This window comes from Marinobacter sp. G5_S1_61_S3, from assembly GCF_054968585.1.
Genome location: NZ_JBQKUK010000020.1, coordinates 15,524 through 37,743, shown reverse-complemented (window position 1 = coordinate 37,743; position 22,220 = coordinate 15,524). Strand labels below are relative to the sequence as shown.

General features: G+C 55.9%; 19 protein-coding genes. 5 read left to right on the top strand and 14 right to left on the bottom strand.

Translation table 11 applies throughout. From position 1 onward, the window contains the following. Positions 1-20: 20 nt before the first annotated feature. The 4 genes from ACTRWH_RS17920 to ACTRWH_RS17905 form a co-directional block, all read right to left on the bottom strand. Positions 21-1,229: an ammonium transporter gene (locus tag ACTRWH_RS17920; protein ID WP_075195508.1), complete on the bottom strand. Its 1,209-nt coding sequence runs from the start codon at positions 1,227-1,229 to the stop codon at positions 21-23. 223 nt (positions 1,230-1,452) lie between these two features. Beyond that, on the bottom strand, positions 1,453-2,370 hold the full coding sequence (locus ACTRWH_RS17915; RefSeq protein ID WP_075195507.1) for a flagellar motor protein MotB: 918 nt from the start codon (positions 2,368-2,370) through the stop codon (positions 1,453-1,455). Between the two features lie 2 nt (positions 2,371-2,372). Further along, positions 2,373-3,149 carry a flagellar motor protein PomA gene (pomA, locus tag ACTRWH_RS17910; RefSeq protein WP_075195506.1) on the bottom strand — a complete coding sequence of 259 codons (777 nt, stop codon included), beginning with the start codon at positions 3,147-3,149 and terminating at the stop codon, positions 2,373-2,375. A 64-nt stretch (positions 3,150-3,213) separates the two neighbouring features. After that, positions 3,214-3,633: a YkvA family protein gene (locus tag ACTRWH_RS17905; protein ID WP_075195505.1), complete on the bottom strand. Its 420-nt coding sequence runs from the start codon at positions 3,631-3,633 to the stop codon at positions 3,214-3,216. 35 nt (positions 3,634-3,668) lie between these two features. On the opposite strand from ACTRWH_RS17905, the gene ACTRWH_RS17900 reads away from it, so the two are divergent. Next, entirely contained in the window at positions 3,669-4,496 is an 828-nt protein-coding gene (locus ACTRWH_RS17900) for a fructosamine kinase family protein (protein ID WP_083637197.1), read from the top strand. Positions 4,497-4,505: 9 nt separating this feature from the next. Here the strand turns inward: ACTRWH_RS17900 and ACTRWH_RS17895 are convergent, their stop codons facing one another. From ACTRWH_RS17895 to ACTRWH_RS17875, 5 genes are all read right to left on the bottom strand, one after another. Continuing rightward, on the bottom strand, positions 4,506-4,985 hold the full coding sequence (locus ACTRWH_RS17895; protein ID WP_075195504.1) for a DUF6231 family protein: 480 nt from the start codon (positions 4,983-4,985) through the stop codon (positions 4,506-4,508). Between the two features lie 35 nt (positions 4,986-5,020). Then, a complete protein-coding gene (locus ACTRWH_RS17890) occupies positions 5,021-6,343 on the bottom strand; it encodes a DASH family cryptochrome (RefSeq protein ID WP_075195503.1) in 1,323 nt (440 codons plus the stop codon). A gap of 111 nt (positions 6,344-6,454) precedes the next feature. After that, complete coding sequence (locus ACTRWH_RS17885; protein WP_075195502.1) at positions 6,455-7,204, bottom strand: SDR family oxidoreductase; 750 nt, start codon at positions 7,202-7,204, stop codon at positions 6,455-6,457. A 32-nt stretch (positions 7,205-7,236) separates the two neighbouring features. Continuing rightward, on the bottom strand, positions 7,237-8,358 hold the full coding sequence (locus ACTRWH_RS17880; protein ID WP_075195501.1) for an alkene reductase: 1,122 nt from the start codon (positions 8,356-8,358) through the stop codon (positions 7,237-7,239). Between the two features lie 75 nt (positions 8,359-8,433). Beyond that, on the bottom strand, positions 8,434-9,021 hold the full coding sequence (locus ACTRWH_RS17875) for a TetR/AcrR family transcriptional regulator (protein WP_075195500.1): 588 nt from the start codon (positions 9,019-9,021) through the stop codon (positions 8,434-8,436). 89 nt (positions 9,022-9,110) lie between these two features. On the opposite strand from ACTRWH_RS17875, the gene ACTRWH_RS17870 reads away from it, so the two are divergent. Beyond that, positions 9,111-10,223: an S-(hydroxymethyl)glutathione dehydrogenase/class III alcohol dehydrogenase gene (locus ACTRWH_RS17870; protein ID WP_075195499.1), complete on the top strand. Its 1,113-nt coding sequence runs from the start codon at positions 9,111-9,113 to the stop codon at positions 10,221-10,223. A gap of 65 nt (positions 10,224-10,288) precedes the next feature. Here the strand turns inward: ACTRWH_RS17870 and ACTRWH_RS17865 are convergent, their stop codons facing one another. The 4 genes from ACTRWH_RS17865 to ACTRWH_RS17850 all read right to left on the bottom strand — a co-directional run bounded on the left by ACTRWH_RS17865 (position 10,289) and on the right by ACTRWH_RS17850 (position 15,891). Further along, entirely contained in the window at positions 10,289-11,995 is a 1,707-nt protein-coding gene (locus ACTRWH_RS17865; RefSeq protein WP_075195498.1) for a sigma-54-dependent Fis family transcriptional regulator, read from the bottom strand. Between the two features lie 265 nt (positions 11,996-12,260). Continuing rightward, positions 12,261-13,907, bottom strand: coding sequence for a flavin-containing monooxygenase (locus ACTRWH_RS17860; RefSeq protein ID WP_075195497.1), 1,647 nt, complete (start codon positions 13,905-13,907; stop codon positions 12,261-12,263). A gap of 74 nt (positions 13,908-13,981) precedes the next feature. Beyond that, positions 13,982-14,902, bottom strand: coding sequence for a SphA family protein (locus ACTRWH_RS17855; protein WP_083637195.1), 921 nt, complete (start codon positions 14,900-14,902; stop codon positions 13,982-13,984). Positions 14,903-14,937: 35 nt separating this feature from the next. Then, positions 14,938-15,891: an alpha/beta hydrolase gene (locus ACTRWH_RS17850; protein ID WP_075195496.1), complete on the bottom strand. Its 954-nt coding sequence runs from the start codon at positions 15,889-15,891 to the stop codon at positions 14,938-14,940. Positions 15,892-16,203: 312 nt separating this feature from the next. On the opposite strand from ACTRWH_RS17850, the gene ACTRWH_RS17845 reads away from it, so the two are divergent. Together ACTRWH_RS17845 and ACTRWH_RS17840 are read left to right on the top strand one after the other, a co-directional pair. Beyond that, the gene (locus ACTRWH_RS17845) at positions 16,204-17,889 is read left to right on the top strand and encodes an arylsulfatase (RefSeq protein ID WP_075195495.1); all 1,686 of its coding nucleotides are present in this window, start codon (positions 16,204-16,206) and stop codon (positions 17,887-17,889) included. A 33-nt stretch (positions 17,890-17,922) separates the two neighbouring features. Further along, complete coding sequence (locus tag ACTRWH_RS17840; protein ID WP_462826702.1) at positions 17,923-18,915, top strand: porin; 993 nt, start codon at positions 17,923-17,925, stop codon at positions 18,913-18,915. A gap of 22 nt (positions 18,916-18,937) precedes the next feature. On the opposite strand, the gene ACTRWH_RS17835 is transcribed toward ACTRWH_RS17840, so the two are convergent. Continuing rightward, entirely contained in the window at positions 18,938-19,927 is a 990-nt protein-coding gene (locus ACTRWH_RS17835; protein WP_075195493.1) for a helix-turn-helix transcriptional regulator, read from the bottom strand. Between the two features lie 206 nt (positions 19,928-20,133). Between ACTRWH_RS17835 and ACTRWH_RS17830 the strand changes: the two genes are divergently transcribed. After that, complete coding sequence (locus tag ACTRWH_RS17830) at positions 20,134-22,209, top strand: tetratricopeptide repeat protein (RefSeq protein WP_462826701.1); 2,076 nt, start codon at positions 20,134-20,136, stop codon at positions 22,207-22,209. The last annotated feature ends 11 nt before the right edge of the window (positions 22,210-22,220 follow it).

Genomic DNA, 22,220 nt, shown 5'->3' with positions numbered 1-22,220 from the left:
AGGCGGCTGGCGGGCAAGGGTTATTCCAGGGACGTAGCGCCAATGCGGTGAATACTGACATCCGCACCGTTGAATTCCTCTTCTTCTGTGAGACGCAGGCCGGAGATGGCGTTAACAATGCCGTAGACGATCAGGCCGCCGACAAAAGCCACCACAACACCGGCAACCGCACCGATGATCTGCGACATCAGGCTGACCCCGCCCAGGCCCCCGAACGCTTCCTGGCCAAAGATGCCGGCGGCAATGGCACCCCATACACCGCACACACCGTGCAGGGGCCATACACCCAGTACATCGTCCAGGCGCTCAATCTTGTCCTGGGCCCACTCAAACATGTACACGAAGATGGCGCCGGCGATGCCACCGGTAATCAGCGCACCGACCGGGTGCATCAGGTCTGAACCGGCGCACACCGCCACCAGGCCGGCGAGCGGTCCGTTGTGGATGAAGCCCGGGTCCTTGCGGCCGACCAGCATGGCCACCAGAACGCCACCCACCATGGCCATGAGGCTGTTCACCGCCACCAGGCCGCTGATGCCATCCAGGGTCTGGGCGGACATCACGTTAAAGCCGAACCAGCCGACGGTGAGAATCCAGGCGCCCAGCGCCAGGAATGGAATGTTGGAGGGGGCAAACGCCACCACGCGGCCATTGCGGTAACGGCCTTTACGTGCGCCCAGCAGGAGCACGGCGGCCAGGGCGATCCAGCCGCCCACGGCGTGCACCACGACCGAGCCGGCAAAGTCGTGGAAGGCTGCACCAAACTGGTTCTCCAGCCAGGCCTGGAAGCCGTAGTTGCCGTTCCAGATCATGCCCTCGAAGAAGGGATATACAAATGCCACGATCAGCCCGGAGGCGATAAGCATGGGGTAGAACTTCGCACGCTCGGCGATACCGCCGGAGACGATGGCGGGAATGGCGGCGGCAAAGGTCATCAGGAAGAAGAACTTGACCAGGTCATAGCCATTTGCGGCCGTTAGCTCTGAAGCGCCGGCCATAAAGTGGCTGCCGTAGGCGATGTAGTAGCCAATGAAGAAATAGGCCACGGCGGAGATGCCGAAGTCGGTCATGATTTTTACCAGGGCATTCACCTGGTTCTTGTGGCGCACGGTGCCGACTTCCAGGAAGGCGAAGCCAGCATGCATGGCCAGTACCATGATGGCACCGATCAGAATGAACAGTGTGTTGGCGCTTTCGGTCAGGGTATGTACTGCACTCGTGATGTCCACGGGTTGGTTGCTCCTGATTTTTTGGTTTTATCCACCTGTCACGGGCGGGTTGTGCATTGATAGCGTGCACACCAAGCAAGGAGTGTTCCATTTTGAGGCAAATTCAGAGCGGGTAGTCGATTAGGTGATTTTCTGCTCTGAAGTTGGGCAGGGCTGAGTTGGAGGCGGGGTATTTTCGCTCTTTAATGGTGCATTTATGGGGTAGGCGCACCAATCTGGCCGCTTACCACAGCAATTCGTCCTGGTCGGAGTCGTCGGAACTGCGGGAATCCGGTGCAGCGGACACATCGGCTTCGGGGTTCATGAGTTCCCTCAACCTCAGCTCCTGTTCCTCGATTGGCCCGGACAGATCGATGATGATTTCCACGCGACGATTTTTGGCACGGTTCTCCGAAGAGGTATTTGGTACCCGTGGCTCGGTAAACGCGAGACCGGTGACCGCTAGCCGGGCTGGCTCCAGTTTACCTTCGGCCAGGAGCGTATTGGCAACCGCTGCTGCCCGGGCGGCGGACAGGTCCCAGTTGCTGTAGAACCGCTGCGTGCGGATGGGAACATCGTCGGTGTGGCCTTCGATGGTCAGCTTACCGGGGATCTCCACCAATATGTCGGCCATTTCCAGCAACAGCCCTTCAAACTCCCAGGTCAGGTCTGCCGAACCAGAGGGAAACGCCCCTTTTTCCTCAACGCGAACAATGATTCTATGATGATCCTGGGTGAGGTTGACCCGGCCGTCTTCGATGGCGGTCTCAAGAACCGATCGAACCTGCTCCAGGGTCTTCTCGAGTTCCTCCTGAATGGCAGATTCCACAGCCACATCCGTAGGGCTTTTCAGGGTTTCCAGTTCGGGCTGCTCGTCGGTGGTTGTCTGTTTGACTTCGTTGACGACGGTGGGCTCGGGCGGTGCCGGAGAAAACTGATCGAAAATCGGGCTGGTGCCCATGGGTACCTCAAGGACGGGCACCTCGCGCTGCACACCAAACGCTTTCGACAGTTCACCAGCGATCTGTTTGAACTTCTGTGCGTCGATCTCGGAGAACGACAACAGCAGGACGAAAAAGCACATCAGCAGCGACATCAGGTCCGCGAATGTCACTACCCAGGCGGGAATGCCCGCTTTTTCCTCTTCTGGTAATTCGTCCATGGCTAAACGCCTGCGGTCTCGGCTTCTGAGTTTTTCTCACGTTCTTTCGGGGTCAGGTAACTCGACAGCATCTGTTCGATAATCCGCGGATTGGTGCCTTCCTTGATAGCAACCAGCGCATCAATATAGAGCGATTGCAGACGCGCTTCCTCAGTCATTCGCAGCGAGAGTTTGTCCGCGATGGGGGTGGCGATCATGGTGGCAATCATTGCGCCGTAGAGTGTGGTTAGCAGGGCAACCGCCATGGCAGGACCGATGGATTTCGGGTCTTCCATGTTGGACAGCATCTGCACCAGCCCGATCAGGGTTCCGATCATCCCCATGGCAGGGGCCACATCGGCCATTGCCGTAAAGACTTTTGCGCCAGACCGGTTGTGATCCAGCGTCAGTAGGCGCTCCTTGGACAGCAGGTGTTTGATGGTTTCAGCATCCTGGCCATCGACCAGCATCTGTATTCCCTGGCCGAGAAACGGCGAGCCAACTTCGCGCTCTTCCAGGCCGAGCATGCCTTGCTTGCGGGCAACATTGGCTACCTCAATCAGTTCATCAATGCTTTCACGGGTGTCCGGCAAGCGGAATTTGAACGCTCGAGCGGCCACTTTGAAGGCGCTGAAAAACTGGTTGAAGCTGAATTTTGCCAGCACAACCAGCATGGTGCCACCGACCACAATCAGTATGGAGGGGGGATTGATAAAAACATCCGGCGACACGCCAAGAATGACGGCTGAGGCTATAAGCAGGATGGCCCCAACAAGGCCGATCAGGGTGGCAAAATCCACATTAGCTCCAAAGGGTTTTGTGATTCAGAGGGCTTTCGAAGATTAACGGTAGTCCACTATTGAATCAATCGCTATCCGTAAGCGTTTGTGTTTCTATTTTAAGATCTTTCCACGCTGCGTAACGAAGCAGGTCGGATTCCACCAGGGCCAGGCATGCGGCCACCACACCGGCGTCGTCCAGCAGGCCGAATCCAAGCAGCAGGTCCGGAATCAAATCCAGGGGATTGAGCACGTAAACAAGGGCACCGGCGATCGCCGCAATGCTTTTCCAGGGTACTTCGCGATAGTTGCCCTGCCAGTAGTCCCTGAGCATGGAAAACATCAGCCGGATATCGGTGCTGAACCGGCTCAGTTTGCCACTGTTCCTGACTTTGTCCTCGATGGCCTGCTGGCGGTCGAGCAGGGCGCCCACATCTCTGCGGTGAACCTTGTCCGCCTCTTGATTCAACTGTTCGTTTGCCGTGCGCTTGCTAAAACCTGTCATCGGGCTATTCCTGTGTCGGATGGCCTTGCCTCTCCATGATCCATGAAGCCTGTGACAAAGCCAAGGATGTTTGCGAGGCGATTTCCGATCATGGTTATACTGGTGGTATGACCGATTTCGTGAAACAGAATCCCTCGTCCTTTCCCGATGCGCTGTTGTGCGAAGCGCGAGGTCTTGAGGTTTTGGCAGGCACTCTCAAGGCGGCCGGTGTCAGCGGATTGCGTGTGCCGGAGGTGAAAGCTGTCTCAGCCCACGAACTGGTGATTCCGAAGATCCACTCCGGCCCGGCGAGCGAGGAAGCCATGGCCGCGCTTGGCGAAGGCCTGGCGCAAATGCATGCGGTACGTCAGCCCGAGTACGGATTCGACGCCGACAACATGATTGGGATGTCACCCCAGAAGAACCGCCTAACGGACGATTGGGGTGCGTTTTTCCTGAGAGATCGACTGGGTGTGCAGGTAGGCATGATTCGCAACGACCATGTCCGGAGAGAGTTTGAAACGGTGCTTGAGCGTCAGGGCGACAAGCTTGCCCGGTTTCTGAATGCGCATTGCGAACACCCAAGCCTGCTCCACGGCGACCTATGGTCCGGGAATGTCCTGTTCGATAGCGCCGGGCCATGGCTCATTGATCCGGCGGTTTATCACGGTGACCGGGAGGCGGACATTGCCATGACAGAGCTGTTTGGTGGCTTCTCCTCGGCTTTTTATCGTGCCTATGACCGGGGCTACCCCAGAACGGATGTCTATAACACCAAGCGGGCCATCTACAACCTGTACCACACCCTCAATCACTACAACCTTTTTGGGGCATCCTATCTGAGCGCCTGTCGCCACAACCTGGATGTGGTGGCCTCGCTGTAAGCGTGGCCGCTACCACCAGGCCTTGTCCCACATTTCCGGATTGGCCCAGTTGTCGGGATTGTTCCAGGCGCGTTTGTGGTTGTAGCTGTCGATGTTGTAGGTGTAGAGCGTGAGAGGGCTGTCTTCGTCACCAAGCTCAGCCTGTCTGCGAAAGCCCAGCCCGATGAAGTCCGTAAACGACCACCCGGGGCAGTCTTTCACCACAACGGCAATCTGGTGGGTGCCGTAGTTGCGCAATTGGCCCAATAGAACCTGACCTTCGTCGTGACTCAGGTGTTCGAGCGTGTTGGTCACCAGGGCCAGGTCCTGGGTCTCGGGCAGAGGGAAGGCATCGTTGGGGGCGTTGGTGTTCAGGGTGGTCATGGCCGACTCGCTGTGGTGCCGGCACCAGTGATCCCCGACCTCACCAGCGATCTCGCCGCAAACCACCAGTGTGGCCGGTTGGCAGGTGTCGATAATGCGGGCCAGGGCCTGCTGCACAGTGGTCATGTTTGGTGTGTCCGTCTGGAATGGAATAACCAGTATCACACCGGCCAGTCGGCGGCATCAACCACGTGCAATCCGATCGGTTGTGCCGCATCCCCCTGCCAGCGCTTGACGAATTTGCCGTCCGGATCGAACTGGCGGGATTGTTTCTCGAGATTGAAATGCCGCGGTCCCTTGGGGTCGGCACCCACGCCAGCCAGGTATTGCCAGTTGCCGTAGTTGCTCGCCACGTCATAATCCACCAGTTGTTGCTCGAACCAGGCAGCGCCGTAACGCCAGTCCAATTCCAGTTCGTTAACCAGACAACTGGCGACAATCTGGCGGCTGCGGTTGCTGATGTAGCCGGTTTCGCGTAGCTGATTCATGGCCGCATTGACCAACGGATACTCGGTGGTGCCGGCACACCAGGCCTTGAATCGATGGGGATAAAAGGACGCAGAACGTTTGTTCTGTTGTATGCCGTCACGGCGGAATAGTTTGGCGGCGTACTTCATTGCATACCAGTAGAAATACTCCCGCCACAACAGCTCGAACCACAGCCAGTAGGTGGAGTCGTTTTTAACATGCTGGTTTTCGTAGTCGATGATGGTGTCGGCCACTTCCCGCGCGGATAGGGAACCGTTAGCCAACCAGGTCGATAACCGGGAAGATGCTTCGGTATCGTCCAGTGCGTTGCGGGTTTCTTTATAGTGGTCGATGTGGTGATTGACGAACAAGTAGTCTTCCAGGCGCCGGAGCCCTGCCGATTCCCCGCCGGTGAACGACAATGCATGCCGTGGTTCGGAAATGGCCGGACAGTTACCTCGATTGTCCTCAGGGTAGCCGGGGGCTGGGGGCAGTGCTGTCAGTGTGCGAATACGCAGCCGTTCCGAGTTGCGCTCGCCGGTTTTCTCCACTTGTTTACGGAACTGGGAGAAAGTGCCCGGCAGGTTCGCAAGCGCCATCGGTAGAGAGCCTTCTGTAAAAAGGCTGAGCGTTTCAAATTGCTGGAAAATCGTTCGCGGCAGCCTGTCTTTGACGCTCTTCCACTGATCCGCTTCCCGTGTGCCAGGCAGGCGGGAACGAACGACTCGATCTATGTTGTGATCGTGTACCAGGTCGGGAATCACCTTCTCTGGTTCACCAAAGGCGATGTGCAGCCTTTGCCCTAGAGGTCGAAGGCTACGTTCGAGAGACATCAGGCTTTGCCACAAAAATCGCCAGCGATGTTCCCCCAGCGTTCTGCACTGAAATGGACCAGGGACAAACCAGCGCGGATCAACAACGTAGACGCAAAGCAGCATGTCCGACTTTGAGGCGGCAAGAAGCGCTGCGTTGTCATGCAGACGAAGGTCTCGCGTGAACCAGTAAAGGCTGACCACGGTAGGGAACCTCGGAATAGGGAAAAGACAGGGAGTGTTACGTCGTTCGTGGGGTGTTAGATTGCCGCAACGCCGCCAATCGGGAAGGCGGCATTACGGCATTTCAGGCTTTTACAGCTCTTGGGCGGTGGGGCGCAGAATGATTTCGTTAATATCCACGTCCGCAGGCTGTTCGATGGCATAGACGATGGCCCGCGCCACCGCATCGGAATCAATCGCCACCTTGTAGAGCTCATCCGCTGCCTGTTTTGCATCCGGATCAGTGATGGTGCTGGTGAGTTCGGTGTCGATGGCGCCCGGAGAGATGTTGGTGCTGCGGATCTCGTCACCGGCTTCCATGCGCAAGCCTTCAGACAGCGCCTTCACCGCGTATTTTGTGGCGCAGTATACAGCCGCGCCCGGGAACAGTTTGTGGCCGGCGACGGACGACAGGTTGATCACATGCCCGCTGTGTTGCTCCCGCATGGTCGGCAGCACAGCCGCGATGCCATACATCACGCCTTTAATGTTGACGTCCACCATCTGGTCCCACTCATCAACCTTCAAAGCGTCCAGCGGTGCCAGTGGCATCAGGCCGGCGTTGTTGATCAGTACGTCGATCCGGCCGAAGGTTTCTTTCGCGGTGGCAGCCAGTGACTCGACCTGGTTTCGATCAGTCACGTCGGTCACCTGCCAGGTGACTTCAGCACCCTCGGCTTTCAGGTCTTCTGCCAGTTTGGACAGGCGGTCTTCGCGACGGGCCGCAAGCACCAGCCGGGCTCCTCGCGCTGCCAGGCGGCGGGCCGTTGCCTCACCCAGACCACTGCTGGCGCCGGTGATAATCACGACTTTGCTATTGATTGGGTCGTTGGTATTGCTCATGGTTTGACTCCTTACTCGTGTGAAAGTGATGTTCAGACGCTGGGTTCAAGTTCCTTCAGCGTCGGGTAATCGGTATAGCCGCGCTCATCGCCGCCGTAGAAGGTGCTGTCATCCCATTTGTTCAGTTCCGCATGCTGGCGGAAACGCTCGGGCAAATCGGGGTTGGCGATAAATGGACGGCCAAAGGTCACCAGATCACAGCGGTCATTGCCGATCCGTTTGCGAGCTTCCTCAGCGGTGTAGGCGCCGTTGGCGATGTAAGTGCCGTGGAATCCAGCCTGGATGGCATCGATCACCGATTCCGGGCGGCCGTTCGCATGGTTGCCCTGGAACGAGTCTTCCACGACCTCGATGTAGCTGATGCCCAGGTCGTTCAGCCGCTTCGCGAATTCACCAAAGGTTTCGACCGGGTCCTCGTCGTACATGGCGTTGAAGCTGCCGGTCGGGCTGACCCGAACGCCGACATTGTCCTTGCCCCAGACGTCGATCACGGCCTCGATCACCATCAGTGGCAGGCGCATCCGGTTTTCAACGGAGCCGCCAAACTCATCACTGCGGTGGTTGCTGCCGCTCTTGAGAAACTGGTCCAGCAGGTATCCGTTGGCGGCGTGTACTTCAACGCCATCAAACCCGGCCGCTTTGGCGTTCAGGGCGCCCTGGCGATACTGCTCCACGATGTCCGCCATTTCGCCGGCTTCAAGAGCCCTGGGCTCAGGCACGTCCACCATGCCGGAGTCGGCGCTGATGAAGGTCTTGGCGCCCTCGGGTTTGATCGCCGATGGTGCTACAGGCTTGTTGCCATCCGGCTGCAGCGCCGTATGGGAAATTCGGCCAACGTGCCAGAGCTGCATGTGAATGCGTCCGCCCGCCATGTGCACCGCACTGGTGACCTTGCGCCAGCCTTCGATTTGCTCCTCCGAGTGGATGCCTGGCGTGAATGCATAGCCCTTACCCTGAGGTGACACCTGGGTTGCTTCGCTGATGATCAGCCCTGCACCGGCCCGCTGCTGATAGTACTGCGCGTTCATGTCGCTCGGTACGTCTCCAGGCTGGCTGGAGCGCGAACGGGTCAGGGGCGACATCAGCACGCGGTTGGGCAGCGTTACGGTGCCGAGATCGTGCGGTTGAAACAGTGCGTCGTTTACGTTGTTCATTGATTACTCTCCTTGAGGATTAACCAGATTTAATTAGACCAGTCTACTAGTAACTTGAGAAAAAAATATGTTCGTTCAGCGAATACCAAGGCATTGACGGAAAAAGACCCGCACAAACAGCTCCATGGGCTCCGTAGACTTCAGGACCTTGGCTCTCAGAATGGCGCCTTCCCAGCCCGAAAGCAGAAAGCTGGCCACGTCGGCAGGATTGATGGAGTCGTCAATATCACCTGCCTGACGAGCTTCTTCAATACAACGCTCGAAGCGCTTTTCCCAGCCCTGGAAGACGGTGTCCAGGCGCCTGCGGAACGTTTCGTTCTGCCCGGCCAGCTCCTGGCCAAGATTGCCTATCAGGCAGCCCCGGGTGAATTCGCAACTGGTCATGGTTTCCAGGCCAGTGTCGAAGTAGGCTCTGAGGCGATCCACCCCCGAGCGGGTGTGATCGTTCAGAATCAGATCCAGCTTGGTGTCGTATTCCTGCGCAAAAGTGTCGATGACAGCCAACCCGAAATCGTTCTTGCTGCTAAAGTAATGGTAGAACGACCCTTTGGGTACGCCGGCGGTGGTCAGCACGGCATTGATACCCGTCGCGCCGAAGCCTTTTTGGCCGATCAGGTCGGCGCCGGTGTTTATGATGTGATTGCGCGTGTCGTTCGATGTCATGGTTGTTATATTAGACCGGTCGTCTAGAATACGTCAAACCTGTAAAACCCGAGACAGTCAATTCTGTACCATGATCAAGGAGTCTGCCAGTGATTAAATCCCGTGCCGCAGTGGCATTTGCCCCCAACAAACCGCTCGAAATTGTAGAAGTGGATGTTGCTCCACCCCAGAAAGGGGAAGTGCTGGTGCGTATCGTCGCCACTGGCGTCTGCCACACGGACGCCTACACATTGTCCGGTGCCGATTCCGAAGGTAATTTCCCGGCCATTCTGGGCCATGAAGGCGGCGGCATTGTTGAAGCCGTTGGTGAAGGTGTCACCTCTGTAGACGTGGGTGATCACGTGATCCCGCTATACACGGCCGAATGTGGAAAATGTAAGTTCTGCAGGTCCGGTAAAACTAACCTCTGTGGTTCCGTGCGCGAAACCCAGGGCAAGGGTGTGATGCCGGATGGCACCTCCCGCTTCTCCTACAAGGGTGAGCCTATCTACCACTACATGGGTTGCTCCACCTTCTCGGAATACACGGTATTACCGGAAGTCTCCCTGGCGAAAATACCCAAGGATGCGCCGCTGGAGAAAGTCTGCCTGCTGGGCTGTGGCGTCACTACCGGTATCGGCGCTGTGCTGAACACAGCGAAGGTGGAAGAAGGTGCGACGGTCGCTATCTTTGGTCTCGGCGGTATCGGCCTGGCGGCGATTATTGGTGCGACCATGGCCAAAGCCAGCCGCATCATCGCCATCGACATCAATCCCGGCAAGTTCGATATCGCGAAACAACTGGGCGCCACGGATGTGGTGAACCCCAAGGACTACGACAAGCCGATTCAGGAAGTGATCGTTGAAATGACCGACGGCGGTGTGGATTACTCCTTCGAGTGCATTGGCAATGTCAATGTGATGCGCTCCGCCCTGGAGTGCTGCCACAAGGGCTGGGGCGAATCCATCATCATTGGCGTGGCCGGTGCCGGTGAGGAAATCAGCACCCGGCCGTTCCAGCTGGTCACCGGCCGGGTCTGGAAAGGTTCTGCGTTTGGTGGCGTAAAAGGTCGTACCGAACTGCCGGGGTATGTTGAGAAAGCCGAGAAAGGGGACATTCCTCTGGATGTGTTTATTACACACAACATGCCCCTTGAGGACATCAACGAGGCGTTTGAGTTGATGCATGAGGGGAAGAGTATTCGGACGGTTATTCATTTCTGAAATACTGATTGCTTTAATCCCCGGAAAGCGGGGTTGGCTTTTCGGGGAGATACTTTTGTGGCTGGCTATTTGGCTCCAGTCGCTTCCAGTTTTTCCAATCGATAGGCGAGTTTTGCTCGGGTTAACCCGAGTAGTCGTGCAGCCTGTGATACATTTCCTTCGGCTCTTTGCATGGCGGTACTGATTAGGCGTCGCTCGAATTCATCAAACTCGAATCCCTCATCCAGCATGGACTCACAGACTGGATCCGGTTTGCCAAAATTCTGGAAGATAGAAGACTGAACGTGACCGCGTCGGGTAACCTCGGCATTCTGTTGATTAGACACCCCCAGGGTCGGGCAGAGGGCATCAAGATCAATCAGCTGATTGTTGTCGGTCAGAATGATGCCTCGTTCCACCATATTCTCCAGTTCCCGGATATTTCCCGGCCAGTCGTATTCCATAAGGGCCTGGCGTGCCTTGTCGGAGATGCCGGGGATCTTTTTCTGGTATTGAGCCTGAAACTTGTTAAGGAAGTGTTCCACGAGCAGAGGGATGTCGTCCCGGCGTTCTCTCAGTGAGGGAATATGCACTGGATAGACATTGAGGCGGTAGAAAAGATCGGCGCGGAATTTACCGGTTTTTACAGCTTCCTCAAGATTTTCGTTGGTAGCGACCACCAGCCGAATATCGATTTTTCGGGGTTCGGTGCCGCCAACCCGCTCCAGCTCCCCCTCCTGCAATACCCTCAAGAGAGTGGCCTGGGCACGCGGAGATAGTTCCACTACCTCATCAAGAAACAGAGTACCGCCATCAGCCCTCTCGAACCTTCCGGGACGGCTGGTGTGCGCGCCGGTAAAAGCACCTTTTTCAACTCCGAACAGTTCAGACTCGATAAGGTCCGGAGGGATGCAGGCGCAGTTGACCGCTACAAATGGGTTGCTGGCCCGGGGAGAGTTCAGGTGCAAGCTGCGGGCGAATACTTCCTTGCCAACGCCGGTTTCGCCTTGCAGAAGCACGGAGACATCGTTATTTGCGGCTTTTTGGAGCAGTTTCCAGGCGTCCCGGAAGCTTCGGGAATTTCCGACAGAATTCACCGCAAGTTCGTCCGGATAGTATGGATTGCTTTGGTTGGCCTGCAGTTCACTGAGTTGGTTTTGCAGGGAAAGCAGCTCCTCAGCCAGGGCATCCGGTTGCAGGATCCGGTTTAGTTCCTCCGGATCGTCCCATTCCTGCGCAGGGCGACCCACAATCCGGCAGCTTGGGTCTCCACAGGCTTGGCATTCCTCCTCTCGGAACAGCACATGCCGGCCCATATAATAAGTGGTAAAGCCGCTGGCATAACCGGTTAGTAGCCAGCATGCTGGGCTTTGGGTACGGCTACCATCGGTCAGTTGCAAGTCAGCTTCAAAGGCGCTGTCCCAGAGGAATTCACCGTAAAAGCTGCCCTTATCAAGGTCAAAATCCATGCGCACGGGCGTCACGTTGACCATCCCCTTGATCATCGCCAGTTGTGGCCCGGCAGCGAAAGCATTGGCGGTGCTGAGTTCCGGGCGTAATTTTCGAGCAAGCTCCGCGTCACGCCAGCCTGAGTGGAACCCCAACCGCATCAACAGCCCACGTGTACGCTGCTCTCCGATGGTTGCGGTCAGCTCATTACGCAGATTCAAAAACAGACTGCTGTGAATCAGCAACATTCGTTGCTCCTGCATCCAAACCTTGCCGAAGTTGGTGTCGAATCGGATCTGGCTAACCAGATCCTGACTAGTTGGAAATCTTGGGTCTTTTGACATAGGTATCGTGATTCCTTTGTTATTGTCGTTTTATAGGGCCGCATTTTAGATTTTATTAGAATAGTTTATAGAACAGGGTGCAGGATTCATGCCCGGATACTGCTGCCATAGACATGACGGGGGGCAGGCCTTGAGGGGAGATTTCGGGGGGCTAATTTCAGGATATAAAGAATCGTTTCATCAAATGATGAATTTTTGGAGCTGAAAAAGCCCGGCGCCACCGGTGGCGCCGGGAAACGGGGAGGTTACCTCCCCGGTAGAGAGGTCAAGATGCAATGGCCTCCCGATTGGCAGTCGATTTACCCAGTATGAACCCGTCATAGCCATTCTGTGCGACTTGGTCGCACTCCTGTTTGTAGGCGGCGCCTCCACCCAGATACACCATGAATGAACGTGGTTTGCCCGGAATATTGGAGCCCGTGTACCAGGTGTTGGTTTTGGGTAACAGCGTGGAGTTGGCAATGCCCTCAACCATCTCACGCCATTCGTCTTCCCTGGCCTTTTCGGGCTCAATACTTTCAAGACCATTGTCTTCCATATAATGGATGACATCGGCAATCCACTCGACGTGCTGCTCGATGCCCAGCGGCATATTGAATAGTACGGAAGGACTTTGCGGCCCGGTGATCATGAAGAAGTTCGGGAATCCGTGGGACATGATGCCCAGATTGGTGCGAGGGCCCTCACTCCAGTATTCCTTGAGGCTGATGCCGTTCCGGCCTTTGAGGTTAAGATTAAACAGTGGGCCGGTGAAGGCATCGAAGCCGGTGGAGTAAATCAGACAGTCAAACGTGTGTGCATCGCCATTTTCCTGCTCCAGTCCATGTTCGGTGACCCTCCGGATCGGATTGGACTTGATGTCCACCAGGGACACATTGTCTCGGTTGTAGGTTTCGAAGTAATTCGTTTCGCAGGGCTGGCGCTTGGTGCCATACAGGTAGTTCGGGCAAAGCAGATCTGCGGTTTTCGGATCCTTGACCCGCTCGCGGATTTTCTTTCGCACAAAATCTGCAGCGACTTTGTTGGCTTCCGCGTTGAACAGGATATCGCCGTAACTACCCAGCCAGAGAGAGAACCCGCCCTCTTCCCAGCAGTTCTCAAGGTGATTTTCAACTTCCTCCGGGCTTTCTTTCAGAATCGATTCCCGCATATTGGAGAAGGGGACGCCCGCCAGTGCGGCACGGGCTTCCTTGCGGAATTCACCGTAGTTCGCCTTGATGGCCCTGGCTTCTTCTTCATCCATTGGAGCGTTTTGGAGCGGTGTGGCGTAGTTCGGCGTACGTTGGAACACAGTCAGGTGTTTGGCTTCCTCGGCGATAAGAGGGATAGCCTGAATGGCAGAAGCGCCGGTACCGATGATGCCGACCGTCTTGCCCGTGAAATCAACGCCTTCGTGTGGCCAACTGGAGGTAGAGTAGACTTCGCCCTTGAACGAATCCTTACCGTCAAAGTGAGGGTTGGCAGCGTAAGAAAGTGTGCCCACGCCCGAAATGTAGTATTTGCAAATCACGGTGTGACCCTTGTCCGTTTTGATGGTCCACCGTTGGGTGTCCTTATCGTAGTCGGACGAAATCACCCGGGTCTCGAAGTTGATGTCCGGGCGCAGATTCAGTCGATCCGCAACAAATCCCAGGTAGGCCAGGATCTCTGGCTGGGCGGCATACTTCTCGGACCAACTCCACTCCTGCTGGATTTCCTCTGAAAAAGAGAAAGAGTAGTGATAGCTGGAGATGTCGCAGCGGGCGCCTGGATAGCGGTTCCAGTACCAGGTGCCGCCGACGTCATCGGCAGCTTCGAACACTTCGGCTTTCATACCCAGTTTGTCGCGCAGGGTATGGAGCATGTAGAGGCCGGCAAAGCCGGCGCCTACGACAACGGCATCGGTGTGGGTGGTGTTGGTTTGTGTCGTCATGATATTAACCTCTTGTTTTTGTCTGCTTCAGCAAAGCGGGCCGGTTGGCCCGTGTTTACAACGCGTTCGGATAATTAAAGGGGCATGGCGAACTGGAACCAGAAGGAGCCGCCTTCGGAACTGTTCTCCACTTCCGTTTCATGTAAATATTTGAAAACTATGGCAGTTTTTGGTCCGAGGCCGTAGAAAACCTGAGGTCCTATCGCCAACTTCTGCAGGCGATTGCCATCACCAACGGTTTGGCCGTTGATCTCGTCGTCCGAGAACTGCTTGGTGTAATGCCCGGCAACGCCGACTTGCCACTGTGGCGCGGAGGCGGGGCGGTAGCCGGCAAAGTAATCAACGTTGAACACGTCGCCGGATTCATAGTCGGTGTCGTCATTTTCAAAGTTGAACGTGAAGGTGGGGGACAGCGATAGCTCCCACTCCTGGTTCGCGAACCAGGTCATATTGAACTCCTGAACGTAGGAAGCGGTGTTGCTGGTGGTGTTGATCAGGTTGTTGCGGTCGTAGTCGCCCAACGGAATGAATCCGCTGAAACCGGTTGAAAAATGTAGGCTTTCTGAGGCTGACCAATTCACGTACAGCGGCGTGAGGTATATCTGGTTCAGACCGGTTTCCGAGTCATCAGCCACGCCCACATCGAGGGAGTTGCGGCCACCAGAGAGGATGGCGCCGCTGGTGAAGGTGATTCCGGAATCGGTTTGGTAGTCCCAGGTGTGATTCAGGCGAAATGCCTGGGCAAACACGTCCAGTTCGAATTTTCCGGGCAGAGTGTCGCCGTTGGTATCTTTAAATTCATCCGCGGAGTAGAACACGGTGTAGCCGTAGAACTGTGTTTCTCCCGGGGCAGGCATCATTGCCGGTAATACGGTATTCACACCGTTGGGCCAGTTGGTCACTCCATTCTCGACGGCCTGGACCGTGACCGCTGTACCGGTACAGATTGCCATGGCGAGGATTTTTCGGGTCAGTATCTGTTTTTTCAGTTTCATGTTGGTTCTCCTTTTTGTTGCTTTTGTCGGGTGGATCATGCGTTGGCGGTTTTGCTTTCCCGGATCGCACGGCCGATTTCGCTCACTACAAACTCTCTGGCCGGCTTGCTCTCAGGCAGTGCGTTCAGGATGGTGAAGAAGCCATGTATCTGGCCTTGGCATTGGCGATAGACGACTGGAACACCGGCGCCTTCCAGTTGTCTGGCGTAGGCGGCCCCTTCGTCACTCAAAACATCGTGTTCCGCGGTGATGACGACTGCTGGCGGTAAATTGGACAGATTTTTCGCCAGCAGTGGGGAGACGTCGGGATCCTTGCGTTGGGCGGTGTCTGGCACATAACTGTTCCAGAACCAGATCATATCGTCCTGACTTAACAGGCCCTGATTAGCGGGATCCTGATAACCCTGTGTGGCGAGATCCGGTTGAGTAACCGGATAGATCAGGACCTGCTGGGTCAGGACGGGGCCACCGGCGTCACGGGCTTTGCGGGCCGCGACGGCGGCCAGGTTACCGCCAGCGCTGTCTCCGGCCACGATCAGAGGGAGCGGATTGTCCAGACCTGACACCATGCTCTGGTTAGTCGAAACCCATTGGAGCGCGGCCCAGGCATCATCAATGGCCGCAGGGAAGGGGTGTTCAGGAGCCAGCCGGTAATCCACCAGAACCACCGCACAGTTGCTCTCGGTCGCCATGAATCTTGCCAGGGTGTCGTAATCGTCCAGATCACCAACCACCCAACCGCCGCCGTGCAGGTAAACGATGATGCCGTCTGGCTCGGAGCTGGGTACCAGCGCCCGGAGTGATATGGCAGCGCTACCGGAGGTGATGCTGAATTCCTGACTACGGTGGACGACAGGCCCTTTGCCGATGATTTCCCTCAGGGTGGAGAAGAACGCCCGTGCGTCGGGGGCGTTCAGCGTATGAAAAGCCGGTGCACCCTGATCGGCGAGTTGCTGAAGGAATTGACTGCTTGCTTGATCGAGAGCCATAACGTTTCCCCTTGATTGTTGTTGTCGTCAACGGGATTGCAACGGCTATGCCATAGAGATGCTTTTTTTGAAATGGCTTGTTTATTCAATTAGATAGGGTGTTTATTCTTGGCTTTGACAGTGAATGTAAACGCATGACCGACGATGGCGTTTCATGAAATTCTCTAGTTGGTTTCAGCAAATCCGCAATCAATTTGTTGCGCTATTATGATAGTGCCTGCGCATACGGGATAACCCTTACGCGACAACCCTCAGCAGAATGAAGTTGACCACTCACAGGTGGCTCAACAACAAACTGACTGAGGGCATGAAATGTATAACAACAATGCACTGCTTCGTCGGTTGGGTATGGCCCTGGGGCTAATGGCAGCCTCGATGATGGCCTCTGCTGATAAGGCCGGCAAACCCAACTTTCTCCTGATTGTGGCCGATGACCTGGGCTACTCCGACATCGGCGCTTACGGCGGGGAAATCGAAACCCCAAGCCTGGATGCCTTGGCGGATGAAGGCGTCCGCATGACCAACTTCCATACCGCACCAACCTGCTCTCCTACTCGGTCCATGCTGTTGTCCGGTACTGACAGCCATCAGGCCGGTATCGGTAACATGGCTGAACTACTCACTGCAGAGCAGAAAGGTAAACCCGGTTACGAAGGGTATCTGAACGATCTCGTAGCAACCCTTCCAGAAGTCCTTCGAGACAATGGTTACAGTACGTCGATAGCCGGTAAGTGGCACCTCGGTCGGACGGAAGAGCTGAGCCCGGCAGCTCGTGGTTTCGATAACTCCTGGGTGCTTGTCCAAGGTGGCGCCAGCCATTTTGATGATGGGCGCGCCATTATTGGTGTCGATCCAAAGGCAATCTATCTGGAGGATGGGAAGCAGGTTGAGGCGCCTGAAGGTTTCTACTCATCTAACTTCTACGCCGACAAGGTCATCGAATATATCGATGCTGCAGAAGACAAGCCTTTCTTTAGTTTTCTTGCATTTACCGCACCCCATTGGCCGCTCCATGCACCAGAGTCCTACATAAACAAATACGAGGGCCAGTATGGCGAGGGCTATGAGGCAATTCGCAAGCAGCGTGTGGGTAAGATGAAGGAGATGGGGCTCATAGGCCATGAGCTTTCAGCCAATGTTCCGTTTGATGAACTTCCCACCTGGAATGAACTGACTGATGAGCAGCGCAAGATTGAAGCCCGCAAGATGGAAGTATACGCGGCCATGGTCGACAACATGGACCACAATATCGGCCGTGTGATGGGCTATCTGGAGGAGACGGGCGAGCTGGACAACACCGTCGTGCTGTTCATCTCCGATAACGGTGCCGATGGCAATAGCCCGGAAGTGTTGCCCAGGAATAAGGAATGGATTGCCTCCGAGTACGACAACAGCTACGACAATATCGGCCGTCCTGACTCTTACATCTGGTATGGCGCTCAGTGGGGGCAGGTCAGTGCTACGCCATATCCTATGTGGAAGGCATACCCGTCCCAGGGCGGCTTGCTGGTTCCGGCCATTCTCAGCCTGCCGGGTCAGTCCGGTGGCGACATTAACCACGAGTTCTTCCACGTGATGGATGTTATGCCCACCTTTCTGGAGTTGGCGGGTATTGAACAGCCCACAAGCCCCTATAACGGCCGTGAAATTTTCGATATCCAGGGCGTGTCCATGCTCCCAGGCCTGAATGGTAAAGCCAAGACAAACCGCGTTGTTGGTTGGGAGTTGCTGGGCCGTGCCGCGGTGCGTAAGGGCGACTGGAAAATCCGGCTACTGGAAGAGCCCTATGGCCAGGGAGAGTGGCAGCTGTTCAACCTGGAAGAAGATCCTGCTGAAACAACCGACCTGGCTGCGGAGAAGCCGGAAAAGCTCAAGGAAATGCTAGTGGAGTGGGACGCATACATTAGCCGCAACGGTGTCTTTCCTGCTGATCCTGCGGACATGAGGAAAGTAGGTTACAGCTTCACCACCTGCCTGTACGGCAAGTGTGTTGAGTAACCGCGCCCCGCAAAAACAAGCAGGAGAACTAGTATGACAATCCGTAAAACTGTTTTGGCAGCTGCGGTTTCCGCCGCTGTCGCGACCCCCGCAATAGCGGTAGAGCTGGAGCAACCGGAGGCGTACGGCTATCTGAGCGCCGGTGCCCTGAAAATTGAAGGTGCTGATGCCGAGGCTGAGGCTTTTGAACTGGAGCTGGGATTGAGGGGCAAGGCGGTCATCGACAAGGGGCTGAACCTGAACTATGCAGTTGAGGTGGATCTGGCCGCGGCCGCCAACGATGCTGATAGCCGCAATCCGGGAGGAGAAGCGGAGGTACATGTCAAAGAAGCAAAGTTCTGGCTACCGACCCGTTACGGCATGTTTGTAGTGGCGCCGCGCGGAACGAGTGGGCAGTGGGTAGACATCTATAGCCCCATCAATCATTACGAATTCAACGAGCCCCACGCTGATCTCCACCCTGACGGAATTTTTGCCCAGCCGGACAGGACATCCGGGACATTTGCCTATCACACACCCTGGTTAATGAAGACCAAACTGGTAGTGGCGGCAATTACGCTGAATGACAGCAACGATCAGGATGTGGACGGTAGAGCAATTCGCCTGGTTCACAAGAGTGAGAATCTTAATTTTGCGGTTGGAACAACGATGTTGATGCAGGAACAACTGCCACCATTCGCCACCGACGATTACCAGATCTCCGCCGCCGGAGCTAGCTACAGCCTTGGGGGCCTGACACTGGGCGCGGTTTGGGAACACAACTCCAACTCACCATACCCCCTGGCGCCTGATGGTAAGGCAGACTATGACTCTTACGGTATATCGGCCAACTACGTTGCGAGTAGTGGGGCGGGTGTTGCGATTGGGTACAAGGAAAAGAACCATGACTATAACGCTGCAGATGAGAGCGTTTACACCCTCAAGGTGGAACAGCGAGTGGCACCGCAGATGAAAGTCTGGGCCGAGACCGGTCAGTACGACACTCTGCCAAGCAACTATGCGGTGGGCTTTAGCTTGTCTTTCTGAACATGAAAGCGTCTTGCCCGGCCTATACCGTCCTGGACCGGGCCTTTTTAGGCAACACGAAGTGCGCATTTCGGCGCTGCCGCACGGTTTCCGAAGGCAGCTCGCCGAAGGCCTCCTGGTACTTGCATGTGAAATGGCTGAGGTGATTGAAACCGTAGGAGAACGCAGCATCGCCGATGTTGATATCCGGGTCCGACAGGAGCGTTTCCCTTACACCTTTGAGCTTATGACGAAGAATGAATTTAGCAGGCGTGGTGTTCAGGTAGGTTCGAAAACCGGACTCAAGGGAGCGCCTTCTGGCTCCGGTAACACGAAGCAAATCGCATACTGATATGGGTTCCCGAATATTCGCCAGAATCCAGTCTGTTGCGAGCCGGATACGCGCTGGCAGAATATTCAGGTTTTCGGTTCCAGGCCGGTGGAGTTGATCTGATAACTGAGCTACCAGGAGACTCTCCCATTGTTTTTGAACTGAAACCCCGATGTTTCCCTGATAAATCTGGTGCTGCGCTGCCAGGCACTCAATGCCGTTTTTAAGCAACTGAGCATCCTGGTGGTTTCCAGACACAAGGGTCGTGTCGTCCCGCAGGAGTTCGAGGCTTGGAACGCCCAGGTTGTCAATCAACGTTTGTTTGGAGAGGTTTATAACGACGGATCTGGTGGATTTTTCCCAGACCAGATCTGCGAGCTTCCCCGGCGCGATTAAAAGCAAACTGTTGGGGGGAATATCCTGGTTCAGTGCGTTGCAGTGAATGCGACCTGACAATACCAGTATTGCATGGAAGGTTGACTGTGCATCCGACTGGACATGGACTTTCTCCGACCATTGAGCACCAAAGAGAGTAGAGCCCCCCAGTGGTTGGCAGGTCAGCAGATTGTTAGCGCTCCCACTAGCGGACAGCGGTGACACTTCCCGATCATCGATGCGGGAGTTGATAAAGCAACGGGCTTCCTCAAAATCGGAGGACTGAACGCCGATGTTGTGGGAAAAGGGAACGTCGTCTTTCTTCATAGCGCAATATCGTTGTTTTTGTATGCTCTGTTCGGAATTTCCATCCGTTTTGTTGAGTATTATAAGCAATGGACAGGCCAGCTGTAGTGGGTCTCAGCTCGGGCCTTGCAGGACAAAGGCAACGGAAGCCAATAAGGCGATCCAGACGCGATAATCAATTAAGCATCTGGTAAATACCCGACGTTCACGACGCGAGATTGAACGATATGATTAACCCTGACCGGTGTTTGTCGGTGTTCTTTTGTCTGGTATTAACAAGCGCAGGTGTTGTCGCTAAACCGGCAGATTGCGCCGGTTGTCATGCAGATGAAGTGGAACAATGGAGTGAGTCGCAACATGCGGCGGCGATGGCGCCTGCCAGCCCAGGTTCTGTATCAGGCGATTTCTCCGGGGCGACCTACAGCGACGACGATCTTGAGGTCCGGTTCAGCCGCACTGAAAATACCTACGTTATCCATACCACTGAAGGCAGGAAAACAAAGCAATGGACGGTGCGATATACCTTCGGTGTTTATCCGTTACAACAGTATCTGATCGATATCGGTAATGGCAGGCTCCAGGCGTTCAATATTGCCTGGGATTCCCGGGACGAGCCCGAAGGTGGTCAGCGCTGGTTCAGGCTGGATCAAGCGGGTGAAAACCATCCCGGAGATGCCATGCACTGGACCGGCATCTACCAGAGCTGGAACAACCAGTGCGCGGATTGCCACTCCACTGGGCTAGAGCGCAACTACGATACGCAAAGCGATACTTACAATACCACCTGGGATCACGTTGCAGTGAGCTGCACTGCCTGTCATGAAACGGCACAGGCACACGCCGAAGCCAAGCACCAGGACAGGTCCCTCGGCGCCGGCGTCGATCTGGCGGCGATGGGAGCCTGGCTGGTCAGTGAAGGTGGCCGCCCGCCACGACACACGGGAAAATCATCCAGTGATGCGCAGGTGACTACCTGCGGGCGTTGCCACTCGTTAAGGACCAGTCTGGCCGACACTAAGGGCGGCCAGGTCCATGACCAGTATAGCCTGAGCCGGCCAGAGCAGCCGCTGTATTATTCCGATGGCCGGGTGCGGGAAGAAGTGTTTGTGCTGGGCTCCTTTGAGCAAAGCAGAATGTTTCAGGCCGGCGTGGTATGCAGCGACTGTCACAACCCCCACAGCGGGGAACTTAAAGCAGAGGGAAACGCCGTCTGCGCGCAGTGCCACGATGCCGGCGATTTTGATACGCCGGAGCATCACCATCATCCTGAAGACAGCGGCGGGGCCCTGTGTGTGAACTGCCACATGCCAGAAACCACCTTCATGAAGATTGATGACCGCCGTGAACACAGCTTCATGGTGCCGCGGCCGGATGTCTCAAAAGCTAGTGGTAGCCCGGATGTGTGCCTGGCGTGCCACTCTGACAAGGAGCGCGACTGGTCAGTAGCCACAGTGGGTGGCTGGTTCCCGGAACTCTATGAGACTGATACCTGGTATCACGTTCAGCAGCAGGACATAGCAGAGGTGACGGCTTACCTCACAGACTCTGACAAACCGGCACTACGCCGGGCTACGCTGTTGGAGCGATGGGGTGAAGCGCTGGCCCGGAACAAACCATCACTTGTCGCGGAACTGCTCCGGAGCAAACATGCGGTGATTCGTGAGAGTGCCTACAGAGTGCTGCGCCATGGGGCCGAAGATCAGGCCCTGAAATTGGCGGTAGTCGGCCTTAATGATCCATCCCTTGCGGTACGCATCGCAGCCTTCGAAACGCTGGTGAGGCTGGGTCAAACCCTGGATTCAGGGGCCTGGAAAAATGCCCGGAACGAATACGAGCACTTCCTGGATGTTCAGTCAGACCTTCCCTCGGGCCTTGTCCTGAAGGCCCGCTACCTATTGGCGAACGACATGATCTACAAGGCCGAAAAGACGTTAGACCGTGCCCTGGAGAAAGACCGTGGTTATGTCCCGGCAGCCATTCAGCTAACGGATGTTCTCCGCTCTGGAGGTCGTAACCGTGAAGCGATCCAGTTGATTGACTCAACGCTGGAGGCATCGCCGGGTGAGGCGCAGCTGGTTCACCTGCGTGGCTTGATAAACCTGAAGCTGGAGGACTACCCAGCAGCCCTGGAAAATCTGGAGCAGGCCGCTGAGCTTGCCCCGGAGCAATGGTTGTTCGGTTACCGCTACGCGGTGGCACTGTATCAGCTGGGCCAGAAGGATAAGGCCCGTGAGGTGATCGCGTCTTTGCTGGGCCGGTTCCCCGACAATCGTCGCATCCGGGCGCTGATGAGCCATCTTTAATGAATAAAAAA